Annotated in this window: 14 protein-coding genes and 1 pseudogene; 13 read left to right on the forward strand and 2 right to left on the reverse strand. The window is 62.2% G+C overall.

Annotated features, from left to right (window positions below; all coding sequences use genetic code 11):
- The first annotated feature begins 249 nt into the window (after positions 1-249).
- Positions 250-774 (forward strand): DUF1269 domain-containing protein, encoded by a 525-nt coding sequence (locus OHD62_RS25155; RefSeq protein ID WP_263788270.1) that lies wholly within the window; start codon positions 250-252, stop codon positions 772-774.
- Positions 775-829: 55 nt separating this feature from the next.
- Here OHD62_RS25155 and OHD62_RS25160 read toward each other — a convergent pair whose 3' ends face one another.
- Positions 830-2632 (reverse strand): NAD(P)/FAD-dependent oxidoreductase, encoded by a 1803-nt coding sequence (locus OHD62_RS25160; protein WP_263788272.1) that lies wholly within the window; start codon positions 2630-2632, stop codon positions 830-832.
- A 450-nt stretch (positions 2633-3082) separates the two neighbouring features.
- Here OHD62_RS25160 and OHD62_RS25165 point away from each other — a divergent pair, with 450 nt between their 5' ends.
- The 10 genes and pseudogenes from OHD62_RS25165 (at position 3083) to OHD62_RS25210 (ending at position 14835) form a co-directional block, all read left to right on the forward strand.
- Complete coding sequence (locus tag OHD62_RS25165; protein ID WP_263788274.1) at positions 3083-4864, forward strand: acetolactate synthase 3 large subunit; 1782 nt, start codon at positions 3083-3085, stop codon at positions 4862-4864.
- A gap of 84 nt (positions 4865-4948) precedes the next feature.
- Positions 4949-5521 (forward strand): acetolactate synthase small subunit, encoded by a 573-nt coding sequence (gene ilvN / locus OHD62_RS25170; protein WP_263788276.1) that lies wholly within the window; start codon positions 4949-4951, stop codon positions 5519-5521.
- 106 nt (positions 5522-5627) lie between these two features.
- On the forward strand, positions 5628-6224 hold the full coding sequence (locus tag OHD62_RS25175) for a LysE family translocator (protein WP_263788278.1): 597 nt from the start codon (positions 5628-5630) through the stop codon (positions 6222-6224).
- Positions 6225-6457: 233 nt separating this feature from the next.
- Positions 6458-7741, forward strand: coding sequence for an efflux RND transporter periplasmic adaptor subunit (locus OHD62_RS25180; protein WP_263788280.1), 1284 nt, complete (start codon positions 6458-6460; stop codon positions 7739-7741).
- Positions 7738-10899 (forward strand): efflux RND transporter permease subunit, encoded by a 3162-nt coding sequence (locus OHD62_RS25185; RefSeq protein ID WP_263788283.1) that lies wholly within the window; start codon positions 7738-7740, stop codon positions 10897-10899. The genes OHD62_RS25180 and OHD62_RS25185 overlap by 4 nt, the downstream gene beginning before the upstream one ends.
- A gap of 55 nt (positions 10900-10954) precedes the next feature.
- Positions 10955-11560 carry a nitrile hydratase subunit alpha gene (nthA, locus tag OHD62_RS25190; protein ID WP_263788285.1) on the forward strand — a complete coding sequence of 202 codons (606 nt, stop codon included), beginning with the start codon at positions 10955-10957 and terminating at the stop codon, positions 11558-11560.
- A complete protein-coding gene (nthB, locus tag OHD62_RS25195) occupies positions 11557-12216 on the forward strand; it encodes a nitrile hydratase subunit beta (protein WP_263788287.1) in 660 nt (219 codons plus the stop codon). Before nthA ends, nthB begins: the two co-directional genes overlap by 4 nt.
- Positions 12203-12547 (forward strand): nitrile hydratase accessory protein, encoded by a 345-nt coding sequence (locus OHD62_RS25200; RefSeq protein WP_263788289.1) that lies wholly within the window; start codon positions 12203-12205, stop codon positions 12545-12547. The genes nthB and OHD62_RS25200 overlap by 14 nt, the downstream gene beginning before the upstream one ends.
- A gap of 106 nt (positions 12548-12653) precedes the next feature.
- Positions 12654-13553, forward strand: a pseudogene (gene fusA, locus OHD62_RS25205) (elongation factor G); the annotation flags it as partial.
- A 154-nt stretch (positions 13554-13707) separates the two neighbouring features.
- Positions 13708-14835: an ATP-dependent DNA helicase gene (locus OHD62_RS25210; RefSeq protein WP_263788291.1), complete on the forward strand. Its 1128-nt coding sequence runs from the start codon at positions 13708-13710 to the stop codon at positions 14833-14835.
- A gap of 18 nt (positions 14836-14853) precedes the next feature.
- Here OHD62_RS25210 and OHD62_RS25215 read toward each other — a convergent pair whose 3' ends face one another.
- Positions 14854-15276: an STAS/SEC14 domain-containing protein gene (locus OHD62_RS25215; protein ID WP_263788293.1), complete on the reverse strand. Its 423-nt coding sequence runs from the start codon at positions 15274-15276 to the stop codon at positions 14854-14856.
- Positions 15277-15386: 110 nt separating this feature from the next.
- Between OHD62_RS25215 and OHD62_RS25220 the strand changes: the two genes are divergently transcribed.
- Positions 15387-16127, forward strand: a complete 741-nt coding sequence (locus OHD62_RS25220; protein ID WP_263788295.1) for a pyridoxine 5'-phosphate synthase — start codon at positions 15387-15389, stop codon at positions 16125-16127.
- Positions 16128-16230: 103 nt separating this feature from the next.
- A complete protein-coding gene (locus tag OHD62_RS25225) occupies positions 16231-18150 on the forward strand; it encodes a potassium transporter Kup (RefSeq protein ID WP_263788297.1) in 1920 nt (639 codons plus the stop codon).
- Positions 18151-18159: the final 9 nt, after the last annotated feature.

Here is an 18159-nt window from a genome sequence, read left to right on the forward strand (position 1 = left end):
CCCCCGTTTGCCACCTCTTCTCCAGATATTCGCATGGCAAGTATCTCGAACGGCATTGCCCGGCGGATAGACAGTCAAGTACTGGTTCGAGTATGTTTCTACCTTTCGCGGTGTAGCCTGTATCCGTCCGAAGATGCGCCGGGCGCGCCTCATCGCTTGAGCGACGCGAAGCAAACAATAGCTGTCACGAAGATTTCGTAGCATGGGGCGGACCTGCCGAGCATTTGCAAGCCAACAAGGAGCTATTCCATGTCCGATTTGATCGCCATCGTCTATCCGACCGAAGCCAAAGCGGAAGAGGTGCGCAAGCGGCTGTTCGAATTGCAGAAGGAATACCTGATCGAACTCAGCGATGCGGTGATCGCCGTGAAGCAGGAGAGCGGCGACGTCAAGCTCAATCAACTCTTCAACCCAACTGCCGCTGGAGCGGTCTCCGGCAGCTTCTGGGGGCTCCTCGTCGGAATGATCTTCCTGATGCCGGTCGTAGGGGCGGCGGTTGGCGCGGCCTCGGGCGCACTTGGCGGCGCGTTGAGCGATTTCGGCATCAACGACAAGTTCATGAAGGATCTCGGGTCGAGCCTACAGCCCGGCAACGCGGCACTCTTCGTGCTGGTGCGCAAGATGACAGCCGACAAGGTGCTCGAGCACCTGAAGGGATCGGGCGGCACCGTGCTGAAAACATCGCTCGACCACACCAAGGAGCAGGCCCTGCGCGACGCGCTGGCAGCCACACAGAGCCAGCCGGTGTCCGCACCCGACGCACCTGCGGCCTGATTACAGAGGGAGGCGCGGCATTCGCCGCGCCTCCCTTTATGCATTATCCCGTCTGCTAGCCCTTATGATGCACCTGCTGCAGCCCATAGACCGGCGTTTCGATGCCTTCGTGCCGCGCCTTCAACTGTAGGGACAGGAATTGCGAATAGTGGCGTGACTGGTGCAGATTGCCGCCATGGAACCATAGCGCTTCCTGCTGCGTCGGCTTCCACATGTTGCGCAATTCGCCTTCCCAGGGGCCGGGATCCTTGGTGGTGTTCGAACCCAGGCCCCAGCATTTGCCGACCTTGTCGGCGACCTCTCTGGAGATGAGGTCAGCCGCCCAGCCATTCATCGAGCCGTAGCCGGTGGCGTAGACGATAAGGTCCGCCTGCAGTTCCGAGCCGTCACTGAGCAGGACCGAATGCTCCTTGATCTCCTTCACCTCGACGCCGCTCTTCAGCTTGATCGAGCCGTCGATGATCAGGTCGGACGCGCCGACGTCGATATAGTAGCCCGAGCCGCGCCTGAGATATTTCATGAACAGGCCGGAATCGTCATCGCCCCAGTCGAGCATGAAGCCGGCCTTCTCCAGACCTTTGTAGAATTCGGCATCGCGCTTCTTCATCTCGGCATAGGCCGGGATCTGGAATTCGTGCAGGATCTTGTAGGGCAGGGAAGCAAAGATTAGGTCGGCCTTGGCCGTGGTCATCCCGCCTTGCACGGCTTTTTCCGAGTAGAGCGAACCCAGTCCGATTTCCATCAGCGTGTCGGATCTGGAGATATGGGTGGTCGAGCGCTGCACCATGGTGACGTCGGCGCCGGCTTCCCAAAGGGCTGCGGCGATGTCGTGGGCGGAATTGTTCGAGCCGATGACCACGGCGCGCTTGCCGGCATAGGCATCAGGGCCGGGGTGCTTCGAGGAATGGTGCTGATCACCCTTGAAGCTGTCCATGCCCTTGAATTTCGGCATGTTGGCCTTGCCTGACTGTCCCGTGGCCAGCACCAGCTGCTTCGGCTTTAGTGTGATGTCCTTGCCGTCGCGGTGGACGATGACGCTCCATTCCTTCTTCTTGTCGTCATAGGTGGCGCTCTTGGCCTCGGTCGAGGACCAGTAATTCAGCTCCATGACCTTGGTGTACATTTCCAGCCAGTCGCCGATCTTGTCCTTGGGCGAGAAGACCGGCCAGTTCCTGGGGAAATCGATATAGGGCAGATGGTCGTACCAGACCGGGTCGTGCAGGCAGAGCGACTTGTAGCGCTTGCGCCAGGAATCGCCGGCACGTTCGTTCTTCTCGACGATGATGGTCGGCACGCCGAGCTGGCGCAGACGCGCGCCGAGCGCGATGCCGCCCTGGCCGCCGCCGATGATGAGCGTATGGGGCTGCGTCTTGAAGCCTAATTCAGCGGCTTCCCTCTCACGCTCCTCCTTCCAGGTCGGACGGTTCTTGCCATGGCCGTGCTTGGCGCCCATCGGCCGGGCGAAGCCAGCCGGCTCCTCGTGGCCTTTCAATTCGGCCATGGTGGTCAAAAGCGTCCAGATCTTTCCGTCCTTCAGCCTGATGTGACCGAAGCCGCGTGCCGTCTCCGTCTCGAAGCTGATCCAGCCCTCCAGCAGCCCATCGTTTTCGCTGGCGTCCTCCCCCTTGGCGATCGACCAGTTCGAGGGCTTTGTCTTCGCCAACTGGCTGATCAGCATGTCGCGCACCTGGTCGCGGCCTTCCATGGTCTTGATGTTCCAGGTGAAGGTGACGAGATCGCGCCAATAACAGTCTTCCTGAAAGCATGCGACCGCGCTGTCGATGTCGCCGGCGGCAAGTGCTGCGCCGAACCGGTCGAGCAGATCTGACAGTTTCGTGTTTGGGGCCTTGTCGAGCATCAATTTCCTCCCGTGAAGTCCTGGTCGTTTGCTATGGCTTTGCCGGGCCCTCCCAGCTCGGTCGGCCGGAGTATCGCGGCAAAATGCGCGCCGCGTCACGTCGTCAAATAGTTTACTGTGGTTTCAGCAACTTATCGAGGCACTGGCGCCGCTGGGTGCTGCTGAAACGGTGTCCAGCGGCGAAACAGGCGGCTCGAAGCCGGACTGATCCGAACCCGTCGACGTCATACACATTCCCCGTTGACAGCGGCGCAGAACCAATTCTATTGTCCGCCACCATGAAAACGGCACTCATTCTCGTAGGAAAGCGCGTGGGCAAGGCGGTGTAACCGCCGGGCGAAAACCTCCCATGCGCAAGACACAGGCTCCCTCGGGGGCCTTTTTTATTGCCCGAAACACGACTAAACGACCAGCAATCGCCAGACGGCGAACCAATACGGGACCAGACCGATGAGCAACGGACAGAACGAGCGGCGCGAAATGACGGGCGCCGAAATGGTGGTGCAGGCGCTGAAGGACAATGGCGTCAAGCATGTCTTCGGCTATCCGGGCGGTGCCGTTCTCCCGATCTACGATGAAATTTTCCAGCAGGACGAGGTCGAGCACATCCTCGTGCGCCATGAGCAAGGTGCTGGCCATGCGGCGGAAGGCTATGCGCGTTCGACAGGCAAGGCCGGAGTGCTCTTGGTGACTTCGGGGCCGGGCGCCACCAATGCAGTGACGCCCTTGCAGGATGCGCTGATGGATTCGATCCCGCTGGTCTGCCTGACCGGGCAGGTGCCGACCTCGCTGATCGGCTCCGACGCCTTCCAGGAATGCGACACCATCGGCATCACGCGGCCCTGCACCAAGCACAATTGGCTGGTCAAGGACGTCAACGAACTCGCCGCAATCATCCACGAGGCTTTCCATGTCGCGACGACCGGGCGGCCGGGTCCGGTTGTTGTCGACATTCCGAAGGACGTGCAGTTCGCCAAGGGCATCTATGTGCCGCCGCAAACGGCGCCGCGCACCAGCTACCAGCCGAAGGTCCAGGGCGACCTCGACAAGATCAAGGCGGCGGTCGAGCTGATGGCGGCCGCCAAAAAGCCGATCCTCTATACCGGCGGCGGTGTTATCAATTCCGGCCCGGAGGCCAGCCATTTGCTGCGCGAACTGGTCGACCTGACAGGCTTTCCCATCACCTCGACCCTGATGGGGCTCGGCGCCTATCCGGCGTCGGGCAAGAACTGGCTGGGCATGCTCGGCATGCACGGCACCTATGAAGCCAACATGGCGATGCATGATTGCGACGTGATGATCTGCATCGGCGCGCGCTTCGACGACCGTATCACCGGGCGGCTCAGCGCGTTCTCGCCGAATTCGAAGAAGATCCACATCGACATCGATCCGTCGTCGATCAACAAGAACGTCCGCACCGACGTGCCGATCATCGGTGACGTCGGCCGGGTGCTGGAGGATCTGGTGCGGCTGTGGCGGGCTAGCGCCAAGGCTGACAAGAAGGCGCTCCACCCGTGGTGGGAGCAGATCGCGAAATGGCGCGCACGGGATTCGCTCGCCTACAAGATGAACCACGACGTGATCATGCCGCAATATGCCGTCCAGCGGCTTTACGCGCTGACCAAGGACATGGACACCTACATCACAACCGAGGTCGGCCAGCACCAGATGTGGGCGGCGCAGCATTATCACTTCGAGAAGCCGAACCGCTGGATGACCTCGGGCGGACTGGGCACGATGGGCTATGGCCTGCCGGCGGCGCTCGGGGTGCAGATCGCGCACCCGGATGCGCTGGTCATCGACATTGCCGGCGACGCCTCGGTGCAGATGACGATGCAGGAGATGAGTGCCGCCGTGCAGCACGAGGCGCCGATCAAGATCTTCATCCTCAACAACCAGTATATGGGCATGGTGCGGCAGTGGCAGCAGCTGCTGCACGGCAACCGGCTGTCACATTCCTACACCGAGGCGATGCCGGACTTCGTCAAGCTGGCCGAGGCCTATGGCGGCCACGGCATCCGCTGCGAAAAGCCGGATGAGCTGGACGACGCGATCAAGGAGATGATTGCGGTGAAGAAGCCGGTGATCTTCGACTGCCGTGTGGCGACGCTCGCCAACTGCTTCCCGATGATCCCGTCGGGCAAGGGACATAATGAGATGCTGCTGCCGGACGAGGCGACGGACGAGGCGGTGGCCAACGCCATCGACGCCAAGGGCAGGGAACTGGTGTAACGCCAAGCCGAGGCAGGGCTTGTCGGAAGAAGCCGTGCGAAAACAGAGAATTAGCTCAAAAAGTCTGAAATCGAGATTCATATCATGAACGCACAGCTTCAACCCACCGGTTCCGCCTATTTCATCGCCAAGGAAACGGAAAAACCGGAAAGCCACACCCTGTCTGTGCTGGTCGACAACGAGCCTGGCGTGCTTGCCCGGGTCATCGGCCTGTTTTCCGGGCGGGGCTACAACATCGAGAGCCTGACGGTCTCCGAGACCGAGCACGAGAAGCATCTGTCGCGCATCACCATCGTGACGCGCGGCACGCCGCATGTGTTGGAGCAGATCAAGCACCAGCTCGAGCGCATTGTGCCGGTGCACCGCGTCGTCGACCTCACCGTGCGCTCGCAGGAACTCGGCCAGGAACGGCCGATGGAGCGGGAACTGGCGTTGGTTAAAGTGGCCGGCACCGGTGAATCCCGCGTCGAGGCGCTGAGGCTCGCCGACGCCTTCCGCGCCAGTGTCATCGACGCCAACACCGAGCATTTCATCTTCGAAATCACCGGCAAAGGCTCCAAGCTCGACCAGTTCATCGCCATCATGAAGCCGCTCGGCCTGGTCGAAATCTGCCGCACCGGCGTGGCGGCAATGAACCGCGGTCCGCAGGGGATGTAGATCACCTCGCAAGTCATGATCGTCTGGCCCGCGCTGTCGCTCCGAGGTGGCCTTGGTGCGTCTGGCGTAAAAGGACAATAATACTGACCTGACTTGGGAGGAAACCATGTCCCTTGATGCCTTCCTTGCCCTGCTGGTCTACGCCTTCGTGACCTCGATCACACCGGGGCCGAACAATTTCATGCTGCTGGCGTCGGGCGTGAATTTCGGCTTCGTCAGGACCGTCCCGCATATGCTTGGCGTCGGCGTTGGCTTTCTTGTGCTGCTGCTGGCTGTCGGCTTCGGGCTGGGCGCGGTGCTGACGGCGTTTCCGGTGCTGCACACCGGACTGAAGATCGCCGGCGGCGTCTATCTGCTCTATCTTGCCTGGAAGATTGCCATGTCGCGATCGATGACCAGCAAGGGCGAGGCGACGGCAAAGCCGATGCGTTTCATCGATGCGGCGGCATTCCAGTGGGTCAATCCCAAGGCATGGGTGATGGCGATCACTGCCATGGCCGTCTACAGCGACGCAGACCATCCGTTTCTGTCGGTGGTGCTGATCTCGACGGCGTTCGCCATCGTCAATCTGCCGAGCGTTTCGGTGTGGGCGGGTTTCGGCACGGCGCTTCGCGGTTTCCTGTCGGAACCGGTGCGGCTGAAGTGGTTCAACATCGCCATGGGCGTGCTCCTGGCGGCGACGCTGTGGCCGATGCTGAGGTGATGTTTGCCGCCTAAAAGCGTGCATAAAACGCGTCACACGAGGCCACTTTAACGCTGCGCGCTTTAGTGCCGCCTTATTGTGCACTGCACATTAAATCTTCGTAATGCCGCGTTTTGGCCCTTTTCCGCCTAAGGCGTGTCCTATCTATTCGGCGAATTCGCGGCAAGGCGCCGTGGTTTGAGCTAGACCGGGACCACCGGGTTCGGCGTGTCGGATGAGAGGACCTGTTGTCGATGCGCGGAAAAATCGTCCTTGCGGTGGTCGCAGTGGTCTGCCTCGCCGGAGCCGGCCTCTACCTTTCGCCGACGGCGATGAGCAAGGTTCAGCAGCTCATATCGCCGAAGCAGACCGCGGCCGCAGACAAGTCTGGCGCCGACAAACCCGGCGCGAGCAAGTCAGGCGCCGACAGGGCAGGCGGGGGCAATGGCGCGCGTTCAGCCTCGATCGTCGCGGCCACCGCTTCGACGGCCGATTTCCCGATCCGCCGCTATGCCATCGGCTTCGTCTCGTCACCCGCCGTGGTCAGTATCAATGCCCGGATGTCCAGCCAGATCGTCTCGATCGCGGTCAAGGACGGGCAGATGGTGAAGGCTGGCGATCTTTTGTTCTCGCTCGACGATCGCGCGCTGAAGGCGCAACTGGCCAAGGATCAGGCGACGCTCGTCAAGGATCAGGCGATGCTCGTCAGCGCCACGGCGGATCTCCAGCGCGCCAAGGATCTTGTCGCCAAGCAAGCCGGCACGCAGCAGACCTATGATCAGGCACTGGCGGCACAGAAGGCCGCTGTCGCAACCATCGACGCCGACAAGGCGACGATCGATTCCGATACCGTCCAGTTGAGCTATGCGACCATCTCGGCGCCGATTTCGGGCAGGCTTGGCGCGGTCAACGTCGCGGTCGGCGATCTCGTCACCACCAGCAACGGCAACAGTTCGTCGACGACTCCGCTGGTGACGATCACGCAGATGGACCCGCTGCAGGTGAACTTCAATCTTCCCGAAGGCGATCTTGCCTTGCTGCACAAGGCGCTTGCCAATCCCCAGCAAGGAGCAGTGACGTTGACCAAGGACGGCGACCCGACGCCGATCGGCAAGGGCACGCTCGATTTCGTCGATTCCAGCGTCGATACGGCGTCGGGCACGATCGCCACGCGGGCAAGCATTCCGAATGCCGATCTTTCGCTATGGCCCGGCCAATATGTGAATGTCATCCTGGACGCCGGCATCATGCCGCAGATGACCTCCGTTCCCACCGTCGCGGTCCAGCCCAGCCAGAAGGGGCCGTTCGTCTACGTGGTCAAGCCGGACAACACCGTCGAGATGCGGCCGGTGCAGGTAGCGCTGACCGAAGGCGAGAACAGCGCCATCAGCCAGGGGCTGAAAAGCGGTGAGAGAGTAGTCACCGAAGGCCAGACAAGGCTGAAGGACGGTGCCGCTGTACATGAAGGCAAGTCCACGGCGAGCGCTGCCACGCCGAAGGTGGCCGAGGCGACCAACGCCGGCGAGGCGGCCCAATGATCTCCGAATTCTGCATCCGCAGGCCGGTCGCCACCCTTCTGATGTCGTTCGCCCTCGTGTTGGGCGGGCTGTTCGCCTACAAATTCCTGCCAGTGGCCGCCTTGCCGAGCGCGGAGTTTCCGGTGGTCAACGTCTCGGCGTCGCTGCCTGGCGCCTCGCCGGAGACCATGGCGACATCGGTGGCGACGCCGCTGATCAAGCAGTTCGCCACCATCGCCGGCATCGATTCGATCTCGACCACCAACTCGCTTGGCCAGACCTCGATCGCCATCCAGTTCGTGCTCAATCGCGACATCGATGCAGCCGCGGCTGACGTGCAGGCGGCGATTGCGCGCACGCAGAAGTCCTTGCCGCCGGAGATGACCGCGCCGCCGAGCTATCGCAAGGTCAATCCGGCCGATGCGCCGATCCTTTTGATGTCGCTGGTCAGCGACACGGTTCCGCTGACCGACCTCGATGCCTTCGCGGAAAACGTCATCTCGCCGTCGCTGTCGACGATCGACGGCGTGGCGCAGGTCTCGATCTTCGGCCAGCAGAAATATGCGGTGCGCATCCAGATCGATCCGACGGCACTTGCCGCGCGCGGCATCTCGATCGATCAGTTGCAGGCGGCGGTCGCGTCGGCCAACAGCAACACGCCACTGGGCGTGCTGCAGAACGACAAGCAGCAGCTCACCATTACCGCCAACACGCAGCTGACCGACGCCGCCGGCTTCTCCAACCTCATCATCGCCACCAAGAACGGCCACCCGGTGCGGCTGGGCGAAGTGACCCGCGTGGTCGATTCGGTGCAGACCACGACCACCGCGAGTTGGTACGATGGTACCCGCGCCATCATCATGGCCGTGCAGCGCCAGCCCGACGCCAACACGGTCGACGTTGTCGACAAGGTCAAGGCGATGCTGCCGTCCTTCCAGGACCAGATGCCGGCCGCAGCCAGCATCAAGTTGCTCAACGACCGTTCGACCTCGATTCGTCAGGCCGTCGACGACGTGCAGTTCACGCTGCTGTTGACCATCGCCCTGGTGGTGATGGTGATCTTCGTCTTCCTGCGCCGTGTGACGGCGACCATCATTCCGGCGGTGGCGGTGCCGATCTCGCTGATCGCCACGCTCGGAGCGATGTTCCTGTTCGGTTTTTCCATCGACAACATCTCGCTGATGGGATTGACGCTTGCCGTCGGCCTCGTCGTCGACGACGCTATCGTGATGCTGGAAAACATCTTCCGGCACATGGAGGAGGATGGGTTGTCGGCCTTCGATGCGTCGTTGAAAGGTGCGCGCGAAATCGGCTTCACCATTATCTCAATCTCGATTTCGCTGGTCGCCGTCTTCATTCCCGTGCTTCTGATGGGCGGAGTGATCGGGCGCATCTTCAACGAGTTCGCCGTCGTGGTGACGGTTGCCATCCTGGCCTCGATGTTCGTGTCGCTGACGCTGACGCCGATGCTGTGCTCGCGGTTGCTGTCGGTCACGAAGGCCGATCGCGAGGCGCACGGCGACGGCCACCGGCATGACATTGTGACGCGCGGCTATGACCGGCTGCTGAGCTTCTGCCTTCGCCACACTTTCCTGGTGTTCCTGGTCTTCATCGGAACGGCAGCGGGCTCGGTCTGGCTGATCCAGGTCTCACCCAAAGGCTTCTTCCCGCAGGAGGACATCGGCCAGATCTCGGTGACCACCATCGCCCGCCAGGACATCTCTTTCGACGCCATGGCAAAGCTCCAAGGCCAGGTGGCCAGTGTCTTTTCGCATTCGCCGTATGTCGACCATGTGGCGTGGTCGGCGGGCAGTGGCAGCAATGCGCTCAATCAAGGCCAGCTGTTCGTGCAACTGAAGGACAAGGACAAGCGCCCCAACATCGAGAAAGTACTTTCGGATCTCCGGCGGCAACTTGCCAATGTCCCGGGCATTGAAGCCTATATGCAGCCGGTGCAGAACCTCAGGCTGGGCTCGCGGTCTTCCGCCAGCGCCTACCAGCTCGTGGTTCAGGGCCTCGATACCGGCCAGACCGATATCTGGGCGCAGAAACTGAATGACGCGATGGCGGCCGACCATACGATATTCGCCGACGTCACCAGCGATTTGCAGAACAATGCCCTGCAGGCATCGCTGGTGGTCGACCGCGATAAGGCCGCCCAGCTTGGCATCGATACCGACACGCTGCGCTCCGCCCTCTATGGCGGGTTCGGCACCGACCAGGTCTCGACGATCTTTGGTTCGGCCGACAGCTACGAAGTCATTACCGAACTCGATCCCAACATCGAATGGTCGCCCGAGCGGATGCTGGCCATCCAGATGAGGACGGCGAGCGGCAGCCTGGTTCCGCTTGGCGCCTTCGCCCGCGTCGACAGCACCGCCGGCGCCTTGACGGTCAACCAGCTCGGCCAGCTGCCGGCGGTGACCATCTCCTACAATCTGCCGCAGGGCGTGGCGCTTGGCGACAGTACCGCCCGCATCGCCGCGCTGAAGGAGCAGATCGGCATGCCGACGGCGATCTCGACCAGCTTTGCCGGTACGGCCAAGACCTTCCAGGATTCGCTGGCCAACCAGGGTCTGCTGGTCGGCGGCGCGATCCTCACCATCTACATCGTGCTCGGCATTCTGTACGAGAGCTTCATCCACCCGCTCACAATCCTCACAGGCCTGCCGTCGGCTGTGCTCGGAGCGGTTGTTGCCCTGCGCTTCGCCGGGATGGATCTGTCGGTGATCGCGGTGATCGGCATTCTGATGCTGATCGGCATCGTCAAGAAGAACGGCATCATGATGGTCGACGTCGCGCTTGAATTGCGACGAGAAGGGATGTCGGCGACCGAGTCCATCCACAAGGCCTGCCTGATGCGTTTCAGGCCGATCATGATGACGACGCTGGCGGCGCTGATGGGTACGTTCCCGATCGCGCTCGGCACCGGCGCCAGTGCCGAACTGCGCCAGCCGCTGGGTGTTGCCGTTGTCGGCGGCCTGCTTGCCTCGCAGGCGCTGACCCTGTTCGTCACGCCGGTGATCTATGTCTACATGGAGCATTTCTCCGGTTGGCTGGTGGGGCTTTGGCCGAAGCGCAAGCCCGAGTTGCACGTGGTGGAGACCGCCGAACAGCCCTCGCTGTTCGGCCTCGAGGACGAATCTCTGAGGGAACCGCAGAAGGCGGCGGCCGAATAGGCTGGCCCAAGGCGTCGCGCTTGCGGCCAGCTGCGGGTGGTCGTATTTTGAGGCCATGTCCCACGATCATGACCACGACAACGAACTCGACCCTTTCGCGGCGCGGGTGCGCGCGCTGGAAACGATCCTCATCGAGAAGGGCCTGATCGATCCGGCCGCGATCGACGTCATCGTCGACACCTACGAGACAAAAATCGGCCCGCGCAACGGTGCGCGAGTGGTGGCGAAGGCCTGGAGCGATCCTGGCTATGCCGATTGGCTGAAGCGCGACGCGACGGCGGCGATCGAATCGCTAAGCTATACCGGCCGGCAGGGCGAACACATGCAAGCGGTGTTCAACAGCCAGGAGACGCACAACCTCGTCGTCTGCACGCTGTGCTCCTGTTACCCCTGGTCGGTGCTCGGCTTGCCTCCGGTCTGGTACAAGGCGCCGCCCTATCGTTCGCGGGCGGTGATCGATCCGCGCGGCGTGCTCGAGGAATTCGGGCTGACGCTGCCGAGGACGACCAAAATCCGGGTATGGGATTCCACCGCGGAGCTGCGTTACCTGGTCGTGCCTATGCGGCCCGAAGGCACCGAAGGCTGGAGCGAGGAAAGGCTGGCCGATCTGGTGAGCCGCGATGCGATGATCGGCACGGCGCTCGCGAGGGAACCAGCATGAACGGACCGCAGGATCTCGGCGGACAGATGGGGTTCGGGCTGGTCGCGCCCGAAAAGGACGAGCCCTACTTCCATACTGCCTGGGAAAGGCGGGCGCTCGGCGTGACGCTCACCGCCGGTGGGATGGGGGCGTGGAACATCGACGAGAGCCGGCATGCGCGCGAATCCCTGCATCCCGCCGACTATTATGCGTCGAGCTACTACCAGATCTGGATCAAGGCGCTGGAAGTGCTGCTGAAGCGCCATGGCTTCGTCAGCGAGCGCGACCTGGCCGAGGGCCGGGCAATCGATCCGGCAGCGACGCCGAAGAGGGTACTGAAGGCCGCTGACGTGCCGGCGGTGCTGGCCAAGGGCGGGCCTTGCGACCGGCCGGTTTCGACATCGGCGCGGTTCAGAGCGGGCGACCGCGTGCGGACGAAGAATTTTCATCCGACCGGCCACACGCGGCTGCCGCGCTATGCGCGTGGCAAGCAGGGAAGGATCGAGGCGGTGCGCGACGGCTTTGTCTTCCCGGACAGCAATGCACATGGAAAGGGTGAAAACCCGCAATGGGTCTACACCGTGATTTTCGATGGCGCCGAGATCTGGGGCGAGGGGGCTGACCCGACGCTGACGGTCTCGATCGACGCCTGGGAGAGCTATCTTGAGCCGGCGTGACGCCGCATTGCCGGCGGGTTTCGACGAGCCGGTGTTCGCCGAGCCGTGGCAAGCGGAAGCCTTCGCCATGACGGTGGCGCTGCACGACAGGGGCCTGTTTTCCTGGAGCGAATGGGCTGACGCACTGTCCGCCGAGGTGAAGAAGCCGGGCGCGGCAAGCGATGGCCACGACTATTACGAACACTGGCTGGCGGCCCTGGAAAGGCTTCTTGCGGCCAAGGGCGTTGCCGGCAAGGGCGATGTCGATGCGATGGCCGCCGCCTGGGAACGCGCGGCGCATGCAACACCGCACGGCAAGCCGATCCTGCTGGATAACGATCCCGGGCCCTGACAGCAGCTGCGGGCAGCCAAAGGATCAATTTAGCCTTCTGTTATCTCAGCCTGAATTTCGTCCCGGCACTCCAGTTGCAAATATTGGGGCTACCAGCGACCATATCCTCATGATGGAAAAGCCTGCCGCGCCTTGGCCTTTGCTGCAAATCGCGATCGAGCCGAAGTCGAAGACCGATGAGGAGAAGCTGCTCGTTGCCTTATCGAAAATAGCGGACCAGGATCCTTGGTTCGACGTCAAGTCGGACAGGGAATCAGGCCAGACGATCATCGCCTTCATGAGCGAACTTGATCTCGACATCATCATTAACCGCCTGCGCCGCGAATTTAAGGTCGATGTGAACATCGGCACTCCGCAAGTGGCCTATCGCGAGACGATCACGCACACCTACAAGCAGGACTACACGCACAAGAGACGGTCCGGCGTCACCGGCCAGTTCGCCCGCGTCAAGATCATGTTCGAGCCGAACGCGGACAGCGCGGACTTCATGTTCGAGTCCAAAATTGTCGGCGGTGCGTTTCCGAACGAATACATTGCGGGCGTCGAAAAGGGACTGCGCAGCGTCCTGTCCTCAGGCCCGTTCGCGGGATTCCCGATGATCGGCGTCAAGGCGGCGTTGGTTGACGGCGCCTATCATGATACCGATTCTTCGGCTTTGGCCTTCGAGGTCGCCGGCCGCGCCTGCCTTCGCGAAGCCGCTCCGCGCCTCGGCGTGCAACTGCTCGAGCCGATCATGAAGGTCGAGGTGATGACGCCGGAAGATCACGTCGGCACTGTCATCCGCGAATTGAACAGCCATCGCGGCCAGATCCGGGGCCAAGAAACCAGGGGCGTGGCGGTCATCGTCAACGCGACAGTGCCGCTCGCGAACATGTCCAAGCTCGAGGATACACTCCTGTTGCATTCGAAAGGGCAGGCACGCTTGTGCGCCAGCTATGCCGGATACGCTCCCGTCCCTCTACCACCGGACGGCCGCGACCCGCCGGCCATCATGGCCGTTGCCTGACTTTCAAACTAATATGCAGCCGCCTTCGTTCTCTTTACGTTCTCGTTTGCGCCTGATAGCCTGAGCCGTCGGAGGCGCTGAGTTTGCCACCGACGGCAGTCGATATGGTGGCGGCTGTCTTGTCTTTCCCTTGCGAATCCGGTCTCTCGCTCTGATGGAATTTTCCCCCCAACAGGATGAGGCGCTGAAGGCGGTTGCCGGCTGGCTCAAAGAGGGCCGGCCGCAGATCTTCCGGCTGTTCGGCTATGCCGGAACCGGCAAGACGACGCTGGCGCGCTATTTTGCCGAGCATGTCGACGGCCAGGTGCAGTTCGCCGCCTTCACCGGCAAGGCGGCGCAGGTGCTGCGCTCCAAGGGGGCAACCAACGCCCGTACCATCCATTCGCTGATCTACCGGCCGAAGGGCGAGGAATCGGTGGCCGACGAGGTGACCGGCAAGACTTCGATGTCGCCGACCTTCTCGCTCAACCGGCAAAGCCCGATCTCGCGCGCCAAGCTCGTCGTCATCGACGAATGCTCGATGGTCGACGAACAGCTTGGCCGCGACCTCATGAGTTTCGGCACGCCGATCCTCGTTCTGGGCGATCCCGGCCAGTTGCCGCCGATCTCCGGTGGCGGCTTCTTCACCGACCATGAGCCTGATGTCCTGCTCACCGAGATACACCGCCAGGCGCGCGACAATCCGATCATCCGGCTGGCCCTTGACGTGCGCGAGGGCCGCGAATTCATGCGCGGCGACTATGGCACGGCGCAGGTGATCGGCAAGGAGGACGTCACCCAGGAACTGGTGCTGAAGGCGGACCAGGTGCTGGTCGGCACCAACCGCACGCGCCGGCGCTACAATCAGCGGCTGCGCGAGCTGAAAGGGTTCAATGCCGATTATCCGCAGGCCGGCGACAAGCTTGTCTGCCTGCGCAACGACCCCGCCAAGGGGCTGCTCAACGGCTCGCTGTGGAAGGTGATGACCTCGTCGCGCGAGACGGTGAAGCCCGGCATCAATTTGCTGGTCTCGCCGGAGGAGGACGACCCGGATCGTGGCGTCGCCAAGATCAAGCTGCTCAAGGCGGCGTTCGAGGACCCGGACGCCGATATTCCCTGGCAGCAAAAAAAACGCTTCGACGATTTCGACTATGGCTATGCGCTGACCGTGCACAAGGCGCAGGGCTCGCAATGGAACGAGATCGTGCTGTTCGACGAAAGCTGGGCGTTCAAGGAAACCCGCCAGCGCTGGCTCTACACTGCGATCACGCGCGCTGCCGAACGGCTGACCATCGTCAGATAAGACGCTCTGGTGTCAACATCATGAGTTTGCCGGAATCGCCGGGGGACTGATCGGGCTAGCCACCAGCCATTCCCAGGCGGCCGCTTCGTCCTCGGCCTCGAAATGCCTGAACTCGATCGGCACGGAGTCGGGCAGTATGGCTTGTGCGCCCGGGATCCAGTTTGGCTCGCCGACTGCCGCACAGCGACCGATATGCGCCACGGCACTAGCCGTGCCCTGTTCGATCGTCTCGTCCGACAGGTTGCGCCAGTCGACGCCGTCATGGTCGACCAGACGAACCAGCACATCTATCCTGTTGTGCAGCGCATAGGCCGCCTCCAGCAATCCAAACAGATTCTCCGCGTCGGCGGCCGTAACATGGCCGACGACATCGATGGCGAAAAGGTCGTCGCGGTTGGTATCGATGCGGCGGACAGCCGGCACGTCGTCGAGAAAATTCACGCAACCTCCTTCGGTAGGCAATAGTCGTCACCTTGGAACACCGAAAACCCCCTGTCTGTTCCCATCAAAGACGGTATAGATGCGCGCCAAGATTAGACTGGACCGGAAAAATGCCCGCAAAGCTCTCCGTCAACCTCAATGCCATCGCCATGCTGCGCAACCGGCGCGACCTGCCGTGGCCAAGCGTGATCGGGCTCGGGCGGCTCGCCCTTGCGGCTGGCGCCCATGGGCTGACGGTGCATCCGCGGCCCGACGAGCGGCACACCAGGCATTCCGACCTGCCAGAAATCAGGGCGCTGATCGACGACGAATTTCCCAAGGCGGAATTCAACATCGAGGGCTATCCGAGCGAGGATTTCCTGGCGCTGGTGGAAAAGCACCAGCCGGAGCAGGTGACGCTGGTGCCTGACGATCCGGCCCAGGCCACTTCGGATCACGGCTGGAACTTCGTCGCCGATGCCCCGTTCCTGACACCGATCGTCAAGCGCCTGAAAAAGGGAGGCTTGCGCGTGTCGCTGTTTTCCAATGCGGAGCCGGATGGCATGAGCGCCGCGCGCGACACCGGGGCCGACCGTATCGAGCTCTATACCGGCCCCTATGGCAGTTATCATTCCGATTCGGCAAAAGCGGCGAAAGAGCTGGAAAGACTGGGGAAAACCGCGGATGCCGCACTTGCCGCCGGGCTGCAGGTCAATGCCGGGCACGATCTGGTGGTGGCCAATCTGCCGGCATTGATCAAGCGCATCCCGGCCTTGGCCGAAGTATCGATCGGGCACGGGTTGACAGCCGACGCATTGGAGTATGGCATGGCCGGCACGGTGGGGCGGTTCCTGAAGGCCTGCGGGTGGTAGAGATGGCAGCTTTGCATTACCCGCATGGAAGCGATTACGCGGCGGCACTTGATATTGCATCGCAGCAAGCGTAGAGCACCGCGCGCTTATCGGAGTGTCGTCCATGGCCCTTGCCAACACTGGTAGTGAGGCAGAACCCGTCGAACAATCGAGCCATCCGGAGATTGAACAGCACAGCACCAAGGTTCTGATGCTGGGCGCGCTCGGCGTGGTCTACGGCGATATCGGCACCAGCCCGATCTATGCGTTCCGCGAGGCGTTGCGAGCGTCGGCGGGCGGCAATGTCGCCGAGCGCGGCGATATTCTCGGCGTGCTGTCGCTGATCATCTGGTCGCTGACCATTATCGTCACGATCAAATACATCATGTTCGTGCTCAGGGCCGACAATCGCGGCGAGGGCGGAGTGCTGTCGTTGATGGCGTTGGCGCGCGGCAGTTTTCCGACCCGCTCGGCGGTGATTCTGGGCATAGGCATCGTCGGCGCTTCGCTGTTTTTCGGCGATGCCGTGATCACGCCGGCCATCTCGGTGCTTTCCGCGGTCGAGGGCATGAACGTCGTCACGCCGGCGTTCCAGCCTTATGTGGTGCCGCTGACGCTGGTTATCCTGGCGATCCTGTTTTCGGTGCAGCGGTTCGGCACCGGCGGCGTTGCGCTGATCTTCGGCCCGATCACCGCGGTCTGGTTCCTGGCCATCGGCCTGTCGGGCATCAACCACATCGTCGACGACCCGGAAATCCTGCTGGCCATCAGCCCGCATTACATCGTCGCCTTCCTGATCAATTCGCCAGACGTCGCCTTCGTGACGATCGGCGCCATCTTTCTCGCCGTCACCGGCGCGGAGGCGCTCTATGCCGATCTCGGCCATTTCGGGCGTAAGCCGATCGTGCTGGCCTGGCTGGCGATCGTGTTTCCTTGCCTGCTGCTCAACTATGTTGGCCAGGGCGCCTTCGTGCTGGCCAATGGCGGTGTCGTCGGCCATCCGTTCTTCGAGATGAACGAGGGCTGGACGCTGATACCGATGGTGGTGCTGGCGACGATGGCGACCGTGATCGCCAGCCAGGCGGTCATTTCAGGCGCTTTCTCGCTGACCAGACAAGCGGTGCAGCTCAACATGCTGCCGCGTTTCGTGATTCAGCATACGTCGGAAAAACAGTCAGGCCAGATCTACTTGCCGCGAATCAACCTGCTGCTGGCACTGGTGGTGATGCTGCTGGTCGTGGGCTTCGGCGAATCCAGCAGGCTGGCCTCGGCCTACGGCATTTCGGTGACCGGCAACATGCTGGTGACGACCGTGCTTCTCTACGTCATTATGACCCGCATCTGGAAATGGCAGCTCTGGCTGGCCATCAGCCTGACGGTATTGTTCTTGTTCATCGATGTCGGCTTCTTTGCCTCCAACATCGTCAAGGTGTTCGAAGGCGGCTGGGCTTCGCTGGCGGTGGCCTTCACGGTCGTGCTGGCCATGTGGACCTGGGTACGCGGCAGCCGCTATCTGTTCGACAAGACCCGCAGGAACGAGATACCGCTCGATTTCCTTGCCGGCAATTTGCTGAAGAAGAAACCGCAACTGGTGTCCGGCACGGCCGTGTTTCTGACCAGCGATCCGCTCAGCGCACCGACGGCGCTGATGCACAGCCTGAAGCACTACAAGGTGCTGCACGAGCAGAACGTCATCCTTTCGGTGGTGACGGCGCCGCAGCCCGTCGTGCCCGACAGCGAGCGGGTCAAGATGGAAACGATCAATGAGCTGTTCATGCGGGTGACGCTGACCTTCGGCTATATGGAGCAGCCCAACATTCCGCGCGCGCTGGCGATCTGCCGCAAGCAAGGCTGGAAGTTCGACATCATGACGACGTCGTTCTTCCTGTCGCGGCGTTCCCTCAAGGCCTCGCCCAATTCCGGCATGCCGGTGTGGCAGGACAAGCTGTTCATCGGACTGGCGCGCACGGCGGCGGATGCGACGGAGTATTTCCAGATCCCGACCGGGCGTGTGGTGGAGATCGGCACGCAGGTAGCGATTTAGGGGCAGGAC

Origin of the sequence: Mesorhizobium sp. YC-39 (genome assembly GCF_025753795.1) — a bacterium.
Classification (GTDB): domain Bacteria; phylum Pseudomonadota; class Alphaproteobacteria; order Rhizobiales; family Rhizobiaceae; genus Mesorhizobium.

Bases quoted from the DNA above. Each gene is read 5' to 3' on its own strand.
- OHD62_RS25155 (WP_263788270.1), top strand. From the start codon at position 250: ATGTCCGATTTGATCGCCATCGTCTATCCGACCGAAGCCAAAGCGGAA.
- OHD62_RS25160 (WP_263788272.1), bottom strand. From the start codon at position 2,632: ATGCTCGACAAGGCCCCAAACACGAAACTGTCAGATCTGCTCGACCGG.
- OHD62_RS25165 (WP_263788274.1), top strand. From the start codon at position 3,083: ATGAGCAACGGACAGAACGAGCGGCGCGAAATGACGGGCGCCGAAATG.
- ilvN (WP_263788276.1), top strand. From the start codon at position 4,949: ATGAACGCACAGCTTCAACCCACCGGTTCCGCCTATTTCATCGCCAAG.
- OHD62_RS25175 (WP_263788278.1), top strand. From the start codon at position 5,628: ATGTCCCTTGATGCCTTCCTTGCCCTGCTGGTCTACGCCTTCGTGACC.
- OHD62_RS25180 (WP_263788280.1), top strand. From the start codon at position 6,458: ATGCGCGGAAAAATCGTCCTTGCGGTGGTCGCAGTGGTCTGCCTCGCC.
- OHD62_RS25185 (WP_263788283.1), top strand. From the start codon at position 7,738: ATGATCTCCGAATTCTGCATCCGCAGGCCGGTCGCCACCCTTCTGATG.
- nthA (WP_263788285.1), top strand. From the start codon at position 10,955: ATGTCCCACGATCATGACCACGACAACGAACTCGACCCTTTCGCGGCG.
- nthB (WP_263788287.1), top strand. From the start codon at position 11,557: ATGAACGGACCGCAGGATCTCGGCGGACAGATGGGGTTCGGGCTGGTC.
- OHD62_RS25210 (WP_263788291.1), top strand. From the start codon at position 13,708: ATGGAATTTTCCCCCCAACAGGATGAGGCGCTGAAGGCGGTTGCCGGC.
- OHD62_RS25220 (WP_263788295.1), top strand. From the start codon at position 15,387: ATGCCCGCAAAGCTCTCCGTCAACCTCAATGCCATCGCCATGCTGCGC.
- OHD62_RS25225 (WP_263788297.1), top strand. From the start codon at position 16,231: ATGGCCCTTGCCAACACTGGTAGTGAGGCAGAACCCGTCGAACAATCG.